The sequence below is a fragment of the Sphingobium wenxiniae genome (assembly GCF_007830065.1).
Lineage (GTDB): Bacteria > Pseudomonadota > Alphaproteobacteria > Sphingomonadales > Sphingomonadaceae > Sphingobium > Sphingobium wenxiniae.
On sequence record NZ_VLKK01000001.1, the window covers coordinates 479,792 to 495,584 of the forward strand.

The 15,793-nt window shown below is 64.2% G+C and carries 18 protein-coding genes; 7 read left to right on the forward strand and 11 right to left on the reverse strand.

Going from position 1 to position 15,793, the window contains the following annotated elements:
- Window positions 1–11: 11 nt before the first annotated feature.
- From IQ35_RS02350 to gpmA, 4 genes are all read right to left on the reverse strand, one after another.
- Window positions 12–512, reverse strand: coding sequence for a dihydrofolate reductase (locus tag IQ35_RS02350; protein ID WP_145071839.1), 501 nt, complete (start codon window positions 510–512; stop codon window positions 12–14).
- On the reverse strand, window positions 509–1,579 hold the full coding sequence (locus IQ35_RS02355; protein WP_021243794.1) for a 5-(carboxyamino)imidazole ribonucleotide synthase: 1,071 nt from the start codon (window positions 1,577–1,579) through the stop codon (window positions 509–511). Before IQ35_RS02355 ends, IQ35_RS02350 begins: the two co-directional genes overlap by 4 nt.
- Window position 1,580: 1 nt before the next feature.
- On the reverse strand, window positions 1,581–2,075 hold the full coding sequence (gene purE, locus IQ35_RS02360; RefSeq protein WP_021243793.1) for a 5-(carboxyamino)imidazole ribonucleotide mutase: 495 nt from the start codon (window positions 2,073–2,075) through the stop codon (window positions 1,581–1,583).
- Between the two features lie 158 nt (window positions 2,076–2,233).
- A complete protein-coding gene (gene gpmA / locus IQ35_RS02365) occupies window positions 2,234–2,920 on the reverse strand; it encodes a 2,3-diphosphoglycerate-dependent phosphoglycerate mutase (protein ID WP_031290607.1) in 687 nt (228 codons plus the stop codon).
- Between the two features lie 157 nt (window positions 2,921–3,077).
- On the opposite strand from gpmA, the gene sppA reads away from it, so the two are divergent.
- Complete coding sequence (gene sppA, locus IQ35_RS02370; protein ID WP_021243791.1) at window positions 3,078–4,961, forward strand: signal peptide peptidase SppA; 1,884 nt, start codon at window positions 3,078–3,080, stop codon at window positions 4,959–4,961.
- Between the two features lie 90 nt (window positions 4,962–5,051).
- Here the strand turns inward: sppA and IQ35_RS02375 are convergent, their stop codons facing one another.
- The 4 genes from IQ35_RS02375 to IQ35_RS02390 form a co-directional block, all read right to left on the reverse strand.
- Window positions 5,052–5,699 (reverse strand): trimeric intracellular cation channel family protein, encoded by a 648-nt coding sequence (locus IQ35_RS02375; protein ID WP_021243790.1) that lies wholly within the window; start codon window positions 5,697–5,699, stop codon window positions 5,052–5,054.
- A 61-nt stretch (window positions 5,700–5,760) separates the two neighbouring features.
- Window positions 5,761–6,306, reverse strand: coding sequence for a glutathione peroxidase (locus tag IQ35_RS02380; RefSeq protein ID WP_031290605.1), 546 nt, complete (start codon window positions 6,304–6,306; stop codon window positions 5,761–5,763).
- 40 nt (window positions 6,307–6,346) lie between these two features.
- The gene (locus IQ35_RS02385; RefSeq protein ID WP_145071879.1) at window positions 6,347–7,075 is read right to left on the reverse strand and encodes a VIT1/CCC1 transporter family protein; all 729 of its coding nucleotides are present in this window, start codon (window positions 7,073–7,075) and stop codon (window positions 6,347–6,349) included.
- Between the two features lie 2 nt (window positions 7,076–7,077).
- The gene (locus tag IQ35_RS02390; RefSeq protein WP_145071840.1) at window positions 7,078–8,862 is read right to left on the reverse strand and encodes an ABC-F family ATP-binding cassette domain-containing protein; all 1,785 of its coding nucleotides are present in this window, start codon (window positions 8,860–8,862) and stop codon (window positions 7,078–7,080) included.
- 141 nt (window positions 8,863–9,003) lie between these two features.
- On the opposite strand from IQ35_RS02390, the gene IQ35_RS02395 reads away from it, so the two are divergent.
- The 5 genes from IQ35_RS02395 to IQ35_RS02415 all read left to right on the forward strand — a co-directional run bounded on the left by IQ35_RS02395 (window position 9,004) and on the right by IQ35_RS02415 (window position 12,663).
- A complete protein-coding gene (locus tag IQ35_RS02395) occupies window positions 9,004–9,741 on the forward strand; it encodes an SIMPL domain-containing protein (RefSeq protein WP_145071841.1) in 738 nt (245 codons plus the stop codon).
- 107 nt (window positions 9,742–9,848) lie between these two features.
- On the forward strand, window positions 9,849–10,157 hold the full coding sequence (locus IQ35_RS02400) for a hypothetical protein (RefSeq protein ID WP_174401667.1): 309 nt from the start codon (window positions 9,849–9,851) through the stop codon (window positions 10,155–10,157).
- 40 nt (window positions 10,158–10,197) lie between these two features.
- Window positions 10,198–10,860: a response regulator transcription factor gene (locus IQ35_RS02405; protein ID WP_021243784.1), complete on the forward strand. Its 663-nt coding sequence runs from the start codon at window positions 10,198–10,200 to the stop codon at window positions 10,858–10,860.
- A gap of 145 nt (window positions 10,861–11,005) precedes the next feature.
- Complete coding sequence (locus tag IQ35_RS02410) at window positions 11,006–12,310, forward strand: sensor histidine kinase (RefSeq protein ID WP_031290603.1); 1,305 nt, start codon at window positions 11,006–11,008, stop codon at window positions 12,308–12,310.
- Entirely contained in the window at window positions 12,310–12,663 is a 354-nt protein-coding gene (locus IQ35_RS02415) for a YbaN family protein (protein ID WP_021243782.1), read from the forward strand. Before IQ35_RS02410 ends, IQ35_RS02415 begins: the two co-directional genes overlap by 1 nt.
- Window positions 12,664–12,675: 12 nt before the next feature.
- On the opposite strand, the gene IQ35_RS02420 is transcribed toward IQ35_RS02415, so the two are convergent.
- The gene (locus IQ35_RS02420) at window positions 12,676–13,899 is read right to left on the reverse strand and encodes a polyhydroxyalkanoate depolymerase (protein WP_040602566.1); all 1,224 of its coding nucleotides are present in this window, start codon (window positions 13,897–13,899) and stop codon (window positions 12,676–12,678) included.
- 123 nt (window positions 13,900–14,022) lie between these two features.
- Between IQ35_RS02420 and IQ35_RS02425 the strand changes: the two genes are divergently transcribed.
- Window positions 14,023–14,679 (forward strand): glutathione S-transferase, encoded by a 657-nt coding sequence (locus IQ35_RS02425; protein WP_145071842.1) that lies wholly within the window; start codon window positions 14,023–14,025, stop codon window positions 14,677–14,679.
- A 27-nt stretch (window positions 14,680–14,706) separates the two neighbouring features.
- Here IQ35_RS02425 and IQ35_RS02430 read toward each other — a convergent pair whose 3' ends face one another.
- Together IQ35_RS02430 and IQ35_RS02440 are read right to left on the reverse strand one after the other, a co-directional pair.
- Window positions 14,707–15,411 carry a glutamine amidotransferase gene (locus tag IQ35_RS02430; RefSeq protein ID WP_145071843.1) on the reverse strand — a complete coding sequence of 235 codons (705 nt, stop codon included), beginning with the start codon at window positions 15,409–15,411 and terminating at the stop codon, window positions 14,707–14,709.
- A gap of 207 nt (window positions 15,412–15,618) precedes the next feature.
- The coding region (locus tag IQ35_RS02440; RefSeq protein ID WP_199739889.1) for a transposase at window positions 15,619–15,793 on the reverse strand (175 nt) is incomplete at its 5' end.

Genomic DNA, 15,793 nt, shown 5'->3' on the forward strand with positions numbered 1-15,793 from the left:
ATGCGTGCCGGTCATGGGCGCGCGCGCCGCCGGAAAGTGACGAAGGCATAAGCGGGACGGCCGTCCGCCGCTTCATGATCTTCGCGAGCCGCCTCTTCCCAGTCGGCGGAGTCGGGATAGGGGATCAGCGCGTCGCCATCCACGTCGATATGCACTTCGGTCAGTTCGATGCAGTCCGCCAGCGGCAGGAACTGGCGATAGATGTCCGCGCCGCCGATCACCATGACGATGGGCGCGGCGGCGCAACGCAGGGCGCTTTGGACGTCATGGGCGACTTCCGCCCCCTGCCCTGCCCAGCTTTCATCACGGGTCATGACGATGTGGCGGCGGCCGGGGAGCAGACCCGGCAGGCTGTCGAAGGTTTTGCGGCCCATGATCATGGGATGGCCCAGGGTAAGCGCCTTGAAACGCTTGAGGTCGGCGGGCAGGCGCCAGGGCAGGTCGCCGTCCCGGCCGATGACACCATTGTCGGCGCGGGCCAGGATCAGGACGATTTCCGGCTCTTCGGTCACAGGATCAGCCGGGTGACGTGGCCCATCTTGCGACCGGGCCGCGCTTCATGCTTGCCATAGAGATGCAGGTGATTGGCCGGATCGGACAGGATCGCCTGCCAGTCATGGGCATCCGCGCCGATCAGGTTCCGCATCTGCGCGCCACCGGCGGCAAGTCCCGTATCCCCAAGCGGCAGGCCGCAGATCGCGCGGACGTGATTTTCGAACTGGCTGGTGAGCGCGCCTTCGATGGTCCAGTGGCCGCTGTTGTGGACGCGGGGCGCCATTTCATTGAAGACCGGGCCGGCGGCGCTGGCAAAGAACTCAAGCGTCAGAACGCCGACATAATCCAGCGCATCCGCGACCTTCCGCGCCAGCGCGCGGGCCTGCTCCACCTGTCCTTCGATCAGCGGCCCGGCGGGCACCGTGGATGTGGCGAGGATGCCGTCGACATGGACATTGGCGGCGGAATCCCAGAAGCGAACCTGTCCATCCACGCCACGCACGAGGATGACGGAAAACTCCTCCTCGAACGTCACGAACCCTTCGAGGATGGCGCTCTGGCGGCCGATGGCGTCCCAAGCCGTGGCGGCATCACCAGGCCGGCCGAGCCGCGCCTGCCCCTTGCCGTCATAGCCCATGCGGTTGGTCTTGAGGATCGCGCGTCCGCCGATCCGGGCAATGGCACTCTCCAGATCGGACAGGCTTTCAACCGGCGCGAAAGGCGCAGTGAGGCCGCCCAGGCCGCTGGCGAACCGCTTTTCGGCGAGGCGATCCTGCGCGACACGCAGCGCCTGCGCGCCGGGCCGGACGAGGCCATGGTCCGCAAGCACATCGACAGCGGAAGGGTCGATATTCTCGAACTCATAGGTGACGACATCGACCGCATCGGCGAAGGCGGCGAGCGCCGCGGCGTCCTCATACGCGCCCTGTGTCCAGCATGGGGAGACATCGGCCGCCGGGCCGCCGTCTTCGGGCGCATAGATGTGGGTGCGATAGCCAAGCTGCGCGGCGGCGATGGCGATCATCCGGCCAAGCTGGCCGCCGCCGAGGATACCGATGGTGGAACCGGGCGCGATGGTCGTCATCTTATTCGGGCGTCTCCGCGACATCGTCGGTCTGCTTTGCGCGCCAGGCGTCGAGACGCCCCGCCAGCGCGCTATCGGTGGTGGCGAGAATGGAGGCGGCGAGCAGCGCGGCATTGATCGCGCCGGGCTTGCCGATGGCAAGCGTGCCCACGGGAATGCCGCCGGGCATCTGGACGATGGAAAGCAGCGAATCCATGCCCTTCAAGGATTTGGATTCGACCGGCACGCCCAGCACCGGCAGGCGCGTCATGGAAGCCGCCATACCGGGCAGATGCGCCGCCCCGCCAGCGCCCGCGATGATGACCTTCAGCCCGCGGCCCACCGCGCCGGTGGCATAGTCATAGAGGCGCTGGGGCGTGCGGTGGGCGGATACGACCTTGCATTCATGGGCGACGCCCAGCGCTTCCAGCGTTTCGGCGGCATGGCGCATCGTTTCCCAATCGGACCGGCTGCCCATGATGATGCCGACTTGCGCGGCTGCACTACCCCCGCTCATTCCTCATGCTTCCCGTCAAGGAGCGGCCCGAAACCGCCCGGAAAGCAAAGCCCCTTAGCGGGCGGACCGCCAAGGGGCAATGCGGATATGCTAAACAACATGCATTCATGTCCGTTTCTGGACTTCGCTCGAAACGAACGGAGATCGTGCGTGCCGCCCTACCGTTCCGACAGGTAGTAACGGTCCTTCGCCGTCAGGTCATCCGCCAGATCGTAGACGATGGGCTGGCCGGTCGGGATTTCCAGTTCCGTGATCTCGTCATCGGGAATGTTGGAAAGATGCTTGACCAACGCACGAAGCGAATTGCCATGGGCGGAGATCAGTACGCGCTTGCCCCCCTTCAATTCCGGCGCGATGCGGCTTTCCCAATAAGGCAGGACGCGGGCGATGGTGTCCTTCAAGGATTCCGTCGATGGGATCGCGATGCCGTCATAGCGGCGGTCCTTCGTCAGGTCGAATTCACTGCCCGGCTCCATGGGCGGGGGCGGCACGTCGAAGCTGCGGCGCCAGATCTTCACCTGAGCCTCGCCATGCTTCGCCGCCGTCTCCGCCTTGTTGAGGCCGGTGAGGCCGCCATAATGACGCTCGTTCAGGCGCCAGTCCTTTTCGACCGGCAGCCATAACCGGCCCATTTCCTCCAGCGCGAGGTCGAGCGTCTTGATCGCGCGGGTCTGGAAGGAGGTGAAGCACTGATCGAAATCCAGCCCCTTTTCCGCCATCAGGCGTCCGGCGGCGCGCGCTTCTTCCGCGCCTTTTTCCGTCACGTCCACATCCCACCAGCCGGTGAAGCGGTTTTCCAGATTCCAGGCCGACTGGCCATGACGGATAAGGACGAGAGTGGGCATGAAACGCGTCTCCTTGCTGGGAAGGCCGTGGGATGCGCTTTCCCATAGCGCGGGAAATCGCGGGCGCAAGCTTGTCGCTGCGGCCTTTCGCCCCACATTGCAGTCGTTCAGGCGATAGGATAGCCCTGACGCAGGACAAGCAAGAGGAACCGGCAACTTGGCATTCATAAAGGGCGCATGGCGCATATTGGTCGCGATCAAGGATGGGCTGGTGCTGTTGTTCCTGCTGCTGTTCTTCGGCCTGCTCTATGCGGCGCTGTCCTGGTCGCCCAAGCCCGCGAAAAGCGTCGCGGCGGGCGCGCTGACGCTCGACCTGGACGGCACCATCGTTGAACAGCCTGTCCAGATCGATCCGATGGCGCTGCTGTCCGGCTCGGGCCCGCAGGCGAAGGAATATCGCCTGTCCGACATCGTGACCGCGCTGGAAGCGGCGAAGGACGACGGCAAGGTGAAGGCGGTCGTGCTGAACCTGGACGGCTTCATGGGCGGCGGACAGGTCGCGCTGGAACGGGTGGGCAAGGCGCTGGATGCCGTGCGCGCGGCGAAGAAACCGGTCTTCGCCTTCGCTACCCTCTACAGCGACGACAGCTATCAACTGGCCGCCCATGCCAGCGAAACTTGGCTCGATCCGCTGGGCGGCGTCGCCATCATGGGGCGCGGCGGGTCGGCGCTCTATTACAAGGGGTTGATCGACAAGCTGGGCATCAACACCCATGTCTACCGCGTCGGCACCTATAAGAGCTTCGTCGAACCCTTCATCCGCTCCGACCAATCGCCCGAAGCGAAGCAGGCCAATCAGGCGCTCGCCGATGCGCTGTGGCAGGATTGGCAGGAGGAAGTCGCCAAAGCCCGTCCCAAGGCGAAGCTGGCGGCCTATGTAGCCGATCCGGGGAAGGCGGCGCTGGGGGCCGGAGGCAATCTGGCCAAGGCGGCGGAAAGCGCCGGACTGGTCGACAGGCTGGGCGATGAAACCGCTTTCGGGCGGCGGGTGGCCGAAGTCGCGGGCCGGTCTTCGGAAAAGCGGGCAGGCGGTTTCGCGAGCATCGACCTTGCCGGCTATGTAAAGGCGCGCAAACCCGCCAATGACGGGCAAATCGGCGTCCTCACCGTCGCGGGCGACATCGTGGATGGAGAAGGCGGGCCGGGCGCCGCGGCGGGCGATACGATCTCCAACCTGCTCTACAAGGCGTTGGCGGAAAAGGATCTGAAGGCGCTGGTGGTCCGGGTCGATTCGCCGGGCGGATCGGTGATGGCGTCGGAAAAGATCCGCAGCGCCATCATGGAAGCGAAATCCAAGGGACTGCCCGTGGTCGTCTCCATGGGCAATGTGGCGGCGAGCGGCGGATATTGGGTGTCGACGCCGGCCGATATGATCTTTGCCGAACCGGGCACGATCACCGGGTCCATCGGCGTGTTCGGCATATTGCCGAGCTTTGAAGGCACACTGGCAAAGATGGGGATCACCACCGACGGCGTGCGGACCACGCCGCTGTCGGGACAGCCCGATCTCGCGGGAGGCACCACGCCCGAATTCGACCGGATCATGCAGATGAGCATCGAGAACATCTATGGCCGCTTCCTGGGCCTCGTCGCCCAATCGCGGCGCAAGACCCCGGGGGAGATCGACGCCATCGCGCAGGGCCGGGTCTGGGACGGCGGAACCGCGCGGCAGATCGGCCTGGTGGACCGTTTCGGCGGGCTGGAGGACGCTATCGCCGAAGCGGCGCGGCTGGCGAAGATCGATCCGGCTTCGGCACGGCCCTATCGCATCGAGAAGGAACCGGACAAGTTCGCCCAGTTCATCCAGTCCATGATCGAACGCGAAGAAGAGGACAAAAGCAGTTCCCGCGACATGCTGGCGCGGCAAGCGATGCTCCAGCGGCGCTGGGCCATGCAGGCGATCAGCGACGTGAAGGCGCTGGCAAGCGGCGCGGGCATGAAGGCCGACTGCCTGGAGTGCCGGGGATTCGGTGCGCCGCGTGCGGGGAGCATGGAAGACAGGCGCGGCCTGTTCGCTACGCTTGCGGCGCTCTGGCGCTGAATCTTGCCCATCGGAGGGGATCGACGTTCAGGGGACAGCCCATATCCTGCTCAAAAATCGCGCCGTCGAACAATTTTCGCGATCCTCCCGCTATTCTGGACGTATCCCCCGGTAGACGGGCAGGCCCAGCCCGCGCCTTATGGCGAGCGCGCGCAATACGAAACCGAGCAAGGCCGCGATGACGCTGGCAACGGGCACATCGATGCCCCACCAGCGCAACAGGACGAACGAGCCGGATGAAACCGCCGCCGCCGTCACGTAAAGCTCAGGGCGCAACAGGATGGACGGTTCCCCCGCGAGCAGATCGCGCATGATCCCGCCGACGCAGCCCGTGACCACCCCCATCATCCCCGCGACAAAGGGCGGGACGCCGAAATTCAACGCCTTTGCCGCGCCGAACACGGCAAAGGCGGCAAGGCCGACGGCATCCAGCCAGTCGAGCGCATGGTCGCTCCAGAAGGAACGCGGCGTTATCCAGACCAGCAGCGCCGCGACCATGCAGGTGATGGCCGGCGCCGCATCATGGACCCAGAAAACCGGCGATCCGATCAGCAGGTCGCGCACCGTCCCTCCCCCCACGCCCGTCACCAGCGCGAAAAAAGCGAAGGTGACGATCGTCTGACGCAAGCGCGCCGCCGCCAATGCGCCCGATGCGGCGAAGACGAAGATGCCAAGGATGCTCAGCACCTCCAGCACCGTGCCGATCCGGGGCACGAAATCCGGGTTGGAAGACAGCATGATTGCACTTTTTCAGGATTGGAAAGCCGCCGCTCCGGTCATCGGAACGGCGGCTGCGCCATCACTTCGCCAGTTCAGCCTCGATCGTGGCGATCAGCGCCGGATCGTCGGGCGCGGTGGTCGGCGCGAAACGCGCGGCGACGGAGCCATCCTTCGCGATCACGAATTTCTCGAAATTCCACAGCACTTCCGGTTCGGGATTGGGCGTCATGCCATAGCCCTTGAGCTTTTCGCGGAAGGCATCGCCATCGCCCTGCGCCTTGGGCCGGGCGCTGGTGAGAGCCGCATAGAGCGGATGTTTTTCCGGGCCGGTGACGACGATCTTCTCGAACATCGGGAAATCCACGCCGAAATTGGTGGTGCAGAAGGCAGCGATCTCATCGTTGCCGCCCGGTTCCTGCGCGCCGAAGTCGTTGGCGGGGAAGCCCGCAACGACAAGGCCCTTGTCCTTATACTCGCCGTAGAGCTTTTCCAGCCCCTCATATTGCGGGGTCAGGCCGCATTTGGAGGCGACATTGACCGCCAGCACCACCTTTCCGGCATAGTCGCCCAGGCTGGCGTCGGCGCCCTTGATGGTCTTGATGGGGATTTGCTGAATTGCGGACATGATCGTCTCCTTGAGGGGGTTGCCGGCGCGGACCATGCCATCATATGGCCGCGCCGAAAAGCCCGCCCACTCCCGCTGTCACCGCCATGGCCAACACGCCCCAGAAAACGACGCGCGCCACGGAACGCAGGGGCTTCACCCCGCCCAGCCGCGCGCCGACATAACCCAGCAGCGCAAGGCAGAGCAGCGAGGTTATCGCAACGATGGGGATCGCCCGAGACGCGGGGCTGAAAGCCGCCGCCAGCACGGGCGCAATCGCCCCGGCCGCAAAAGTCGCGGCGGAGGTAAGCGCCGCCTGCACGGGCCGCGCCGCCGTCGCTTCCAAAATGCCCAGCTCGTCGCGAGCGTGCGCGCCCAGCGGATCGTCCGCCATCAACTGATCCGCAACCTGCGCCGCCAGATCGGGCGAAAGGCCGCGCTCGACATAAATGTCGCGCAGTTCCGCCCATTCCTCCTCCGGCTGCTGGGCAATGGCGCGGCGTTCCTTGGCAAGGTCGGCGCGCTCCGTGTCGGACTGGGCGCTGACCGAGACATATTCGCCTGCCGCCATCGACATCGCGCCTGCGACCAGCGCCGCGATGCCGGACAACAGGACAGCGTCGCGCGATGCGCCGGACGCGGCAATGCCCGTCAGCAGGCTGGCGGTGGACACGATGCCGTCATTCGCGCCCAGAACGGCGGCGCGCAGCCAGCCGATGCGATTGATATAGTGGACCGCATGATGCGGCCGCGGCGGCGCCACCGCTTCCCCCCGCTCGCCCGGACGCACGTTCAACCGCTCAGCCCCTCGGCCTTTTCCGCCAGTTCCAGCCAGCGCTCCTCGGCGGCGTCCTTGTCGGCGCGCGCCTGTTCGACGGCCCTGGTCAGCGTATCGAATTTCTTCGGATCGCGGGCATAGAGATTGGGGTCGTGGAGCGCCTCCTCGTCCCGCGCGATGGCGGCTTCCAGTTCCTCGATATGCCGGGGCAACAGGTCCAGATCGCGCTGGTCCTTGTAACTGAGCTTGGCCGGAGCGGGACGCGGCGGCGGCGGGGAGGAAGCCGGGGCCTTCTTGCCGGCCCTGGGCGCATTGCGCGGCTGACGCTTCGCAACCCAGTCGGCATAGCCGCCGACGATCACATCGACATGACCCGACCCGTCGAGGCCCAGCGTCACCGTCACCGTGCGGTCGAGGAAATCGCGGTCATGGCTGACGATCAACACCGTGCCGTCATAATCCGCCATGACTTCCTGCAAGAGGTCGAGCGTTTCAAGGTCGAGATCGTTGGTCGGCTCGTCCAGCACCAGCAGGTTGGATTCGCGCGCGAACTCCCGCGCGAACAGCAGGCGCGAGCGTTCTCCGCCCGACAGCGTGCCGACCTTCGCTTCCGCCAGCGAGGGATCGAAGAGGAAATCCTTGAGATAGCCATGGACATGCTTACGGACGCCCCGCACATCGATCCAGTCGCCCCCTTCGGCCAGCACGTCGCGCACCCGTTTATCGGGCTGCATGAGGCTGCGCTGCTGGTCGATGAAGATCATGTCCAGCGTCTTAGCCTGGCTGACGGTTCCGCTGTCGGGCGCAAGCTCGCCGGTCAGCAGCTTGAGCAGCGTCGTCTTGCCAGCGCCGTTGCCGCCGACGATGCCGATGCGGTCGCCGCGCTGGATGCGGAGCGAGAAATCCTTGATGAGCGCCCGGTCGCCGAAAGATTTCGTGACATGCTCGGCCTTGATGACGCTCTTGGTCTTGCTGTCGTCGCTGGCGACGGCAATCTTCGCCACGCCCTGTGGCCCGACCATGTCGGCGCGCTGGGCGCGCATCTCGTGGAGCTTCGCCAGGCGTCCCTGATTGCGCTTGCGCCGCGCCGTGACGCCGCGCTGGAGCCAGTGCGCCTCGATCTTGAGCTTGGCGTCCAGCTTCTCGGCGGCGCGCGCTTCTTCGGCATAGACCGCCTCCATCCAATCCTCGAACCCGCCGAAGCCGATCTCGTTGCGCCGCAGCGACCCGCGATCCAGCCACAGCGTCTGCCGCGTCAGGCGCGTGAGGAAGGCGCGGTCGTGGCTGATGACGATGAATGCGCCGGAATAGCGCCCAAGCCAGCCTTCCAGCCAATCGATCGCGGCGATATCCAGATGGTTGGTCGGCTCATCCAGCAGCAGCAGGTCCGGTTCGCTCGCCAGCGCGCGGGCGATGGCGGCACGGCGGCGCTCACCACCCGAAGCGGTCGCGGCTTCGCGGCTGAGGTCGATGCCAAGCTGGCTGGCGATGGCCTCCACCTCATGCGCTTGCGGCGCATATTGGCCCGCCAGCGCGAAATCGTGCAGCGTCTTGAAGGCGCTGACATCCGGGTCCTGCTCCAGCATGATGACGCGCGCGCCCGGGCGGACGGAACGCGTACCCTCATCCCCCTCGATCTGGCCGGCGAGCAGCTTGAGCAGCGTCGTCTTGCCCGCGCCGTTGCGGCCGATCAGCGCCAGCCGGTCCCGCTCGCCCACGAAGATGTCGATATCGCGGAACAACCAGTGGGTGCCTTGGGAAAGGCCCAGATTTTCGAACGAAAGGATCGGTGCTGCCATGGCGGTGCAGCTAGGGCTTCACGCGCGCGGGAGCAAGAGGGGCATGGAACCGGAAGCTGTCTGACGGCTTTCAACGCATGTCAGCGTCCATTCATCGCAGCCGATACAAAAGGCCGCATAGCTTCCAGAGGAGAAAAGCCCATGAAATCCGCTCTCGCCCTGATGGCGCTCGGCGCAGCCGCGCTTCCCGTAGCGGCAATCGCCCAGACCAGCGTCACCATCGCCGAGACGGCGCCGGTCGTCACGCTGAACGTCACCGAAACCGTCGAGGCCGCACCCGACATCGCGACGGTCGGCACCGGCGTTCAGACCCGCGCGCCTACCGCTCAGCAGGCCATGACCGACAATGCGGCGAAGATGGACAGCTTGATCGGCGCGCTGACCAAGGCCGGGATCGCCCGCAAGGATATCCAGACCAGCGGCATCAACCTGAACGCCCAATATGACTATACGAACCGCGACGGCGTTGAGGCCGGCCCGCGTTTCCTGGGTTATGAGGCGTCGAACCAACTCAGCGTCAAGCTGCGCGACGTGAAACGGGTGGGATCGCTGCTCGACACGATGGTCAAGGCGGGCGCGACCAATATCAACGGTCCCAGCTTCTCCGTCAACGATCCCGCACCGATGCTGGCGCAGGCCCGCGTCACCGCGCTCAAGAGCGCGAAGACGCAGGCCGATTTCTACGCGCAGGCGGCAGGTTTCCGTTCGGCGCGGCTCCTCTCGATCTCGGAAAGCAACAGCGGCGGCAATCCGCCGATGCCGATGATGCAGTCGGCCCGCTTCAAGGTGGAAGCGGCCTCCGATGTTCCCACGCCGGTCGAACCCGGACAGGTGGGATCGTCGGTGACGCTGAGCGTGCAATATGCGCTGGAACGATGAACACTGAAAATTTGGCCGGCGCGGCACGATGTCGCGCCGGCCTTTCTGCCGCCGCGCACCATTCACCGGTTGTTCAATGCCATTGCCCTATGCCATGATCCATGACGATGAAGAGGAACAGCCTGATCGCCGGACTGGGCGTGCTGAGCGCCCTCATGGCGATGGCGCCAGTGGCCGAGGCCGGAAACCGGCGCGACGAACAGGATGCCGCGCGCCGCGCCATGCTGGACGGGCAGGTCATGCCCTTTTCCCTCATCAAGCGCCGGGTTGACGCCGCGGTCGGCAATGCGACCTATCTGGGAAGCGAATTCAACCCTTCCTCCAACCGCTATCGCCTGAAATATGTTAAGGACGGCAAGGTGGTATGGGTTGATGCGGACGGCCGCACAGGCGATATAACGGGCTGGGCGCGCTAGGCGCGGCCGCACGGAAACAGCGAAACAAGAACGGGGTCCTATGCGTCTGCTGATCGTCGAAGATGAACCCAGCCTGGGGCAGCAGCTCCGCAATACGCTCGAAGGCGCGGGCTATGCCGTGGATCTGGCGGACGATGGCGAAGACGGTCATTTTCTCGGTTCGACGGAAAATTACGACGCCGTGGTGCTTGATCTGGGCCTGCCCACCATCGACGGACTGACCGTGCTGGACCGCTGGCGCAAGGAAGGCCGCGGCTTTCCCGTATTGGTGCTGACGGCGCGCGACAGCTGGTCGGACAAGGTGGCGGGCCTTGACGCGGGCGCCGACGATTATCTCGCCAAGCCGTTCCAGAGCGAGGAATTGATCGCCCGCCTGCGCGCTTTGATCCGCCGCGCTTCGGGCAATGCGTCGAGCGAACTGACGGCGGGCGACGTGCGGCTCGACACGCGATCGGGCAAGGTCACGCTGAAAGGCGAACCGGTGAAGCTGACCGCACAGGAATATAAGCTCCTCTCCTATCTCCTCCACCACAAGGGCAAGGTGGTCAGCCGCACCGAACTGATCGAACATATCTACGATCAGGATTTCGACCGCGATTCCAATACGATCGAAGTGTTCGTGACGCGCATCCGCAAGAAACTGGGCGCGGACGTCATCACCACCATCCGGGGCCTTGGCTACAGTCTGGACGAACCGGCATAATCCCACCCCCCTTCCCTGTCCGCCCCGCGCGAAGTCGAAGGACGGGGCCGGGGCGCATCTCAATTGTCTCGACTTCGCGTGAACGGGGATGATGGAAGCCAACACGCCTTCCGCGGTGCGCTCCACAGGATCGCTCAGCCGGCGCATGATCGGCGTCGCGGCGCTGTGGATCAGCGTCCTTCTGCTGGGCGGGGGCGTAGCGCTGGATCGCGTGCTGTCGGACGCAATCACACGCAATTTCGACGATGGCCTCAACTATGTGCTGACCGCGATGATCGCTTCGGCCGAAATCGGTCCCGATGGCGAAGTCCTGTTCAATCGCCCGTTGGCCGATCAGCGCTTCCTCGAACCCAATAGCGGCCTTTATTACCAGATCAGCGCCAAGGGCCATGAAGACTGGCGGTCCCGTTCCCTCTGGGACCGGGCGCTCACGGCATCTCATGGCCATGCCGACCAGAATTTCCATACCTATGACAGCAAGCAGTTCCCCGATGAGGATCTGCGGATCATGGAGCGGACCGTCGTCTTGCCGGGGTCGAATACCCGATGGATGTTCATGGTCGCGGCGGCGCGGGATGGGCTGGACGCGCAAATCCATACGCTGCGCTCCACCTTGTTCCAGAGCTTCGCCCTGCTCGCCCTGGGGCTGATTGCCCTCACGACGCTCCAGACCTTATATGGCCTGCGGCCCCTTCGCAAAGTGCGGCATGAGATCGTGCGGATGCGGGCGGGCGAAAAAAGCCGGGTGACCGAACCGATGCCCGCTGAAGTATTGCCGATGGTGGAGGAATTGAATGCCCTGCTCGCGCATAATGAGCGGCAGGCGGAGGAAGCGCGGACCCACGCGGGCAATCTCGCCCACGCGCTCAAGACGCCGTTGACCGTCATCATGAACGCCGCGACGGCGCAATCGCCCGATCTGGGGGATACGGTGATCCGCGAGGCAACCACGATGCGGCGGCAGGTCGATCACCATCTCGCCCGCGCCAGGGCGGTGGGTCGCCGTGGCGCGGCCCAAAGCCGCGCGGAGCTATGGACCAGTCTTCAGGCCGTCGAACGGGCGGTTCAGCGCCTGTATCCCGAAGTGCGCATCGACATGAGTGGCGACAAGACCGCCATCGTTCGCGTCGAAAGGCAGGATTTGGACGAAATGCTCGGCAATCTCATCGAAAACGCCGCGAAATATGGCGGAGGCAGCGTTTTCGCGACGGTGGAGAAAAAGGGGGACATGGTCGAGATACTGGTGGAGGACGACGGCGCGGGTATTCCGGAGACCGAGCGCATCCGCATCTTCGACCGGGGCGTGCGGCTCGATTCGGGCAAGCCGGGCACCGGTCTTGGCCTTGCCATCGTGCGCGACGTGGCCGAAATATATGGCGGCTCCGTCGCTCTGGAGGAAAGCGAGGATCTGGGCGGCCTGCTGGCCCGCTTGCGGCTGCCCGTCGCCTGATGCGCCGGACCTTCTATCTTCTCTCCGGCTTTCTATCCCTGGGCCTAGGCGCTATCGGCGCGTTCCTGCCCCTGCTTCCCACCGTTCCCTTCATGATCCTGGCCGCCTTCTGCTTTGCGCGCTCAAGCCCTTCGCTGGAAGCCCGCTTGCTGGATCATCGCCATTTCGGTCCGCATATCCGGCGATGGCGGGAAAGCGGCGCGATCAGCCGCCGGGGGAAAAAGGCCGCGCTGGCCGCTTTCCTTTTCAGCGCGATACTGGCGCTGCTGTTCTCACCTTTTCCATGGTTCCTGATACCGTTCGCCGCTGCCCTGATCGGGGGCGCATGGATATGGACAAGGCCGGAGAGCTAGCCGTCCGCTCCGTCAGTTCATCGCCAGGATCATGTTCCGTACCTGGGGATAAACCAGCTTTTCCCATTTGCTGCCTGAAAACACACCATAATGGCCGACCCCGGGCTGAAGGTGATGGCGTTTCATATGCGGCCGAAGCCCCGTGCAAAGCGCATGAGCGGCCGAAGTCTGACCGATGCCGCAGACATCGTCCCTCTCGCCCTCCACCGTCAGCAACGCCGTCTTGCGGATGGCACCGGGGTTGACCAGCCGATCCCGGTGCATCAGTTCCCCCTTTGCCAGCAAGGTCCGCTGAAACACGCGTTCGACGGTTTCGAGATAGAACTCCTTGGTCATGTCCAGGACCGCGAAATATTCCTCGTAGAAATCCTTGATATGCTGCGCTTCCACATCCTTTCCATCGGCAAGGAGCTGATAGAGTTCGCGATGCTGCGCGCCATGCCGCCCCAGATTCATGGAGACGAAAGCCGAAAGCTGAAGGAATCCCGGATAAACTTCCCGCCCGCGTCCCGCGAAACGAAACGGGACAACGGAAATCAGATTCCGTTCGAACCAGTCGATCGGCTTGTCCTGCGCCAGCTCATTGACCACCGTGGGCTGTGTCCGCGTATCGATGGGACCGGCCATCAGCGTCATGGAGCGAGGCGTGGACGGGTCCTTATCCTCCGCCATCAACGCCACTGCGGCCAATGCCGGAACACAGGGCTGGCACACGGACAACAGATGCGCGCCGGGGCCAAGCTCCTGAAAAAAGCCGATGACATAATCGACATAGTCGTCAAAGCCGAACGGCCCGGCGCTCAGGGGAACGTCCCGCGCATTCTTCCAGTCCGTGATGTAGACGTCATGGTCGCGCAGCAAGGTCGTCACGGTGCTGCGCAGCAATGTCGAAAAATGACCCGACATCGGTGCGACCACGAGCACCTTTGGCTGAGCCGTCATGACATCGTCCTTGGCGAAGTGCAGAAGATCGCCGAACGGCATCTCCAGCACGACCTCCTCTCTCACCGCGACCTCCGCGTTGCAACTGGTCACAGTTCCGATGTCGTAGGACGGGCGCTTGTGCGTGAGCTTGGCGCCTTCGAACACATCCATCAGGGCAAAAAGGCGGCGCGGCCCCGGCAGATCGGCGAAGGAGCCGAGGCTATCCTTCATGCCCAGCGCCAGCCGTGCGCCCCAGCGCGACGGAGCCAGCATATCATTCCAAGCCTGATAGCCTGTATAAAGCATTCGCATCGTTCCTGCCGCGCCTTTTTTTCGTTCCGGTGCCGATTCGGCCTTGCGCAAAACGCCTTGTGAGCGCTTCATGGTGCACCGCATCATACCCAATTGAAAGCCTTTCTCCACGGGGAAAACATCATGGCAGTCGCGGAACTTACTCTATCGAGCAAAAATTATTCCTCTTGGTCCTTGCGGGGCTGGCTCTTGTGCCGTCTGGCTGGCCTGGAAGTCGTCGAGCGGATGATCGCGCTCGACGATCCCGAAAACAGGGCAGAGCTGCTTCTCCTTTCGCCGTCGGTGCTGGTCCCGCGCCTGACGCATGAAGGCGCGAGCGTGTGGGATACGCTCGCGATCGCGGAATATCTGCATGAACTTTACCCGCAGGCCGGCCTCTATCCCGCCGACCGGATCGCCCGCGCCCATTGCCGGTCGGTTTCCGGTGAGATTCATTCGGGCTTTTCCAATCTGCGATCGGCGCTGCCGATGAATCTCAAGGTCCGACATGAGAAATTCCCGATCTTTCCCGGTGCCAGGCCGGATATCGAGCGGATCGAAACCATATGGGCGGAATGTCTCGACCGCTATGGCGGCCCCTGGCTGTTCGGGCAGAAGCCGACGGTGGCGGACACGATGTTCGCGCCCGTGGCGGAGCGTTTCCTCACCTATGCCGTCACGCTGTCCCCCGCTTCGGCCGCTTATTGCAGGACCATCAACGACTGGCATCTGATACGCGAATGGATCGACGACGCGCGGCGGGAGCCGGATGAAGTCGAAGAGTTGGATTACGAATTTTAAGGCGGCTCCGCGACTTCGACCGCGCGTTCAATCCTGGCGGATATTTCCAAGCCATTCGGCAATCATGGCCCGGCCAGCCGCCACCGCTTCCGGTCCATGCCTGTCATGGTCGTCGCGCAGGGCGATGCCGCATTGTCCCGCCATGTCGAGATCGGTCCAGAAATGGGTCAGCCAATCTTCGAAGCGGGCATCCTCCCCCATTTCCGCATGGAACTGGAGCGCCAGCACATTGGCGCCCCGCCGAAATGCCTGATGGGCGTAGTGCCGGGTCGATGCCAGCAATTCCACGCCCTGCGGCAAGTCGAACGTATCGCTGTGCCAATGCAGCACCGGCACATCCTCCAGATGGCGCAGAGGGGAAGCCGCGCCCGTTCCATTGAGAGCAATGGGCGCGAAGCCGATTTCCATCCTGCCGCCGGGATAGACCGGCGCGCCCAGGGCCGCGGCCATCATCTGGCTGCCCAGGCAAACGCCCAGCGTCGGCCGGTCGCGTTCCAGCCGCTGCGCCAGCTTGGTTATCTGGAGGGGAATCCAGGGATGCGCATCATGCTCGTAAACGCCCATGGGACCGCCCATCATGATGAGCAAGTCAGGCTCGCACAGATCGACGCCGGCGAAGTCGGGATTCGCCACGTCCACTCTTTCTATATGATAGCCCGCCGCCTCGATCGGCTGAAGATATCCTGCCGCGCCTTCACGCGGAACATGACGGACGATGAGCGCTTTCTTCATGGCCGGATCGAATAAGCGCAAAGGGAGGCGATTGGCTAGCCTCTCTTATTCACGACGCTCGGTTTCGGGTCCGCTCTGGGCATTTGCTGCGGCTGGCTGTATTGCGCGGACGACCGGCATCGCTGGCGTTTGTTTCACCGCATTCGGATTGATGGGCTTTTCGGGTTGAAGGGCTGGGCTCGGAGTTCTGCGGCGCTGCCGCATGGGCTACGTCGGCGCAGGCTTCAGCCGGAGAACGAGGGCGCGGAACAGGTCGGCATCCGGACAGGCGGAAGCGAAGGCAATGCGGATGCGGCTAGCACTTTCTACGACGCGCGCAGCGACCTTGAGCAGCCGCAGGCGCAAGGTGGTAAACTCCGCGCTTGCCAGAGCAGCGGTCCTG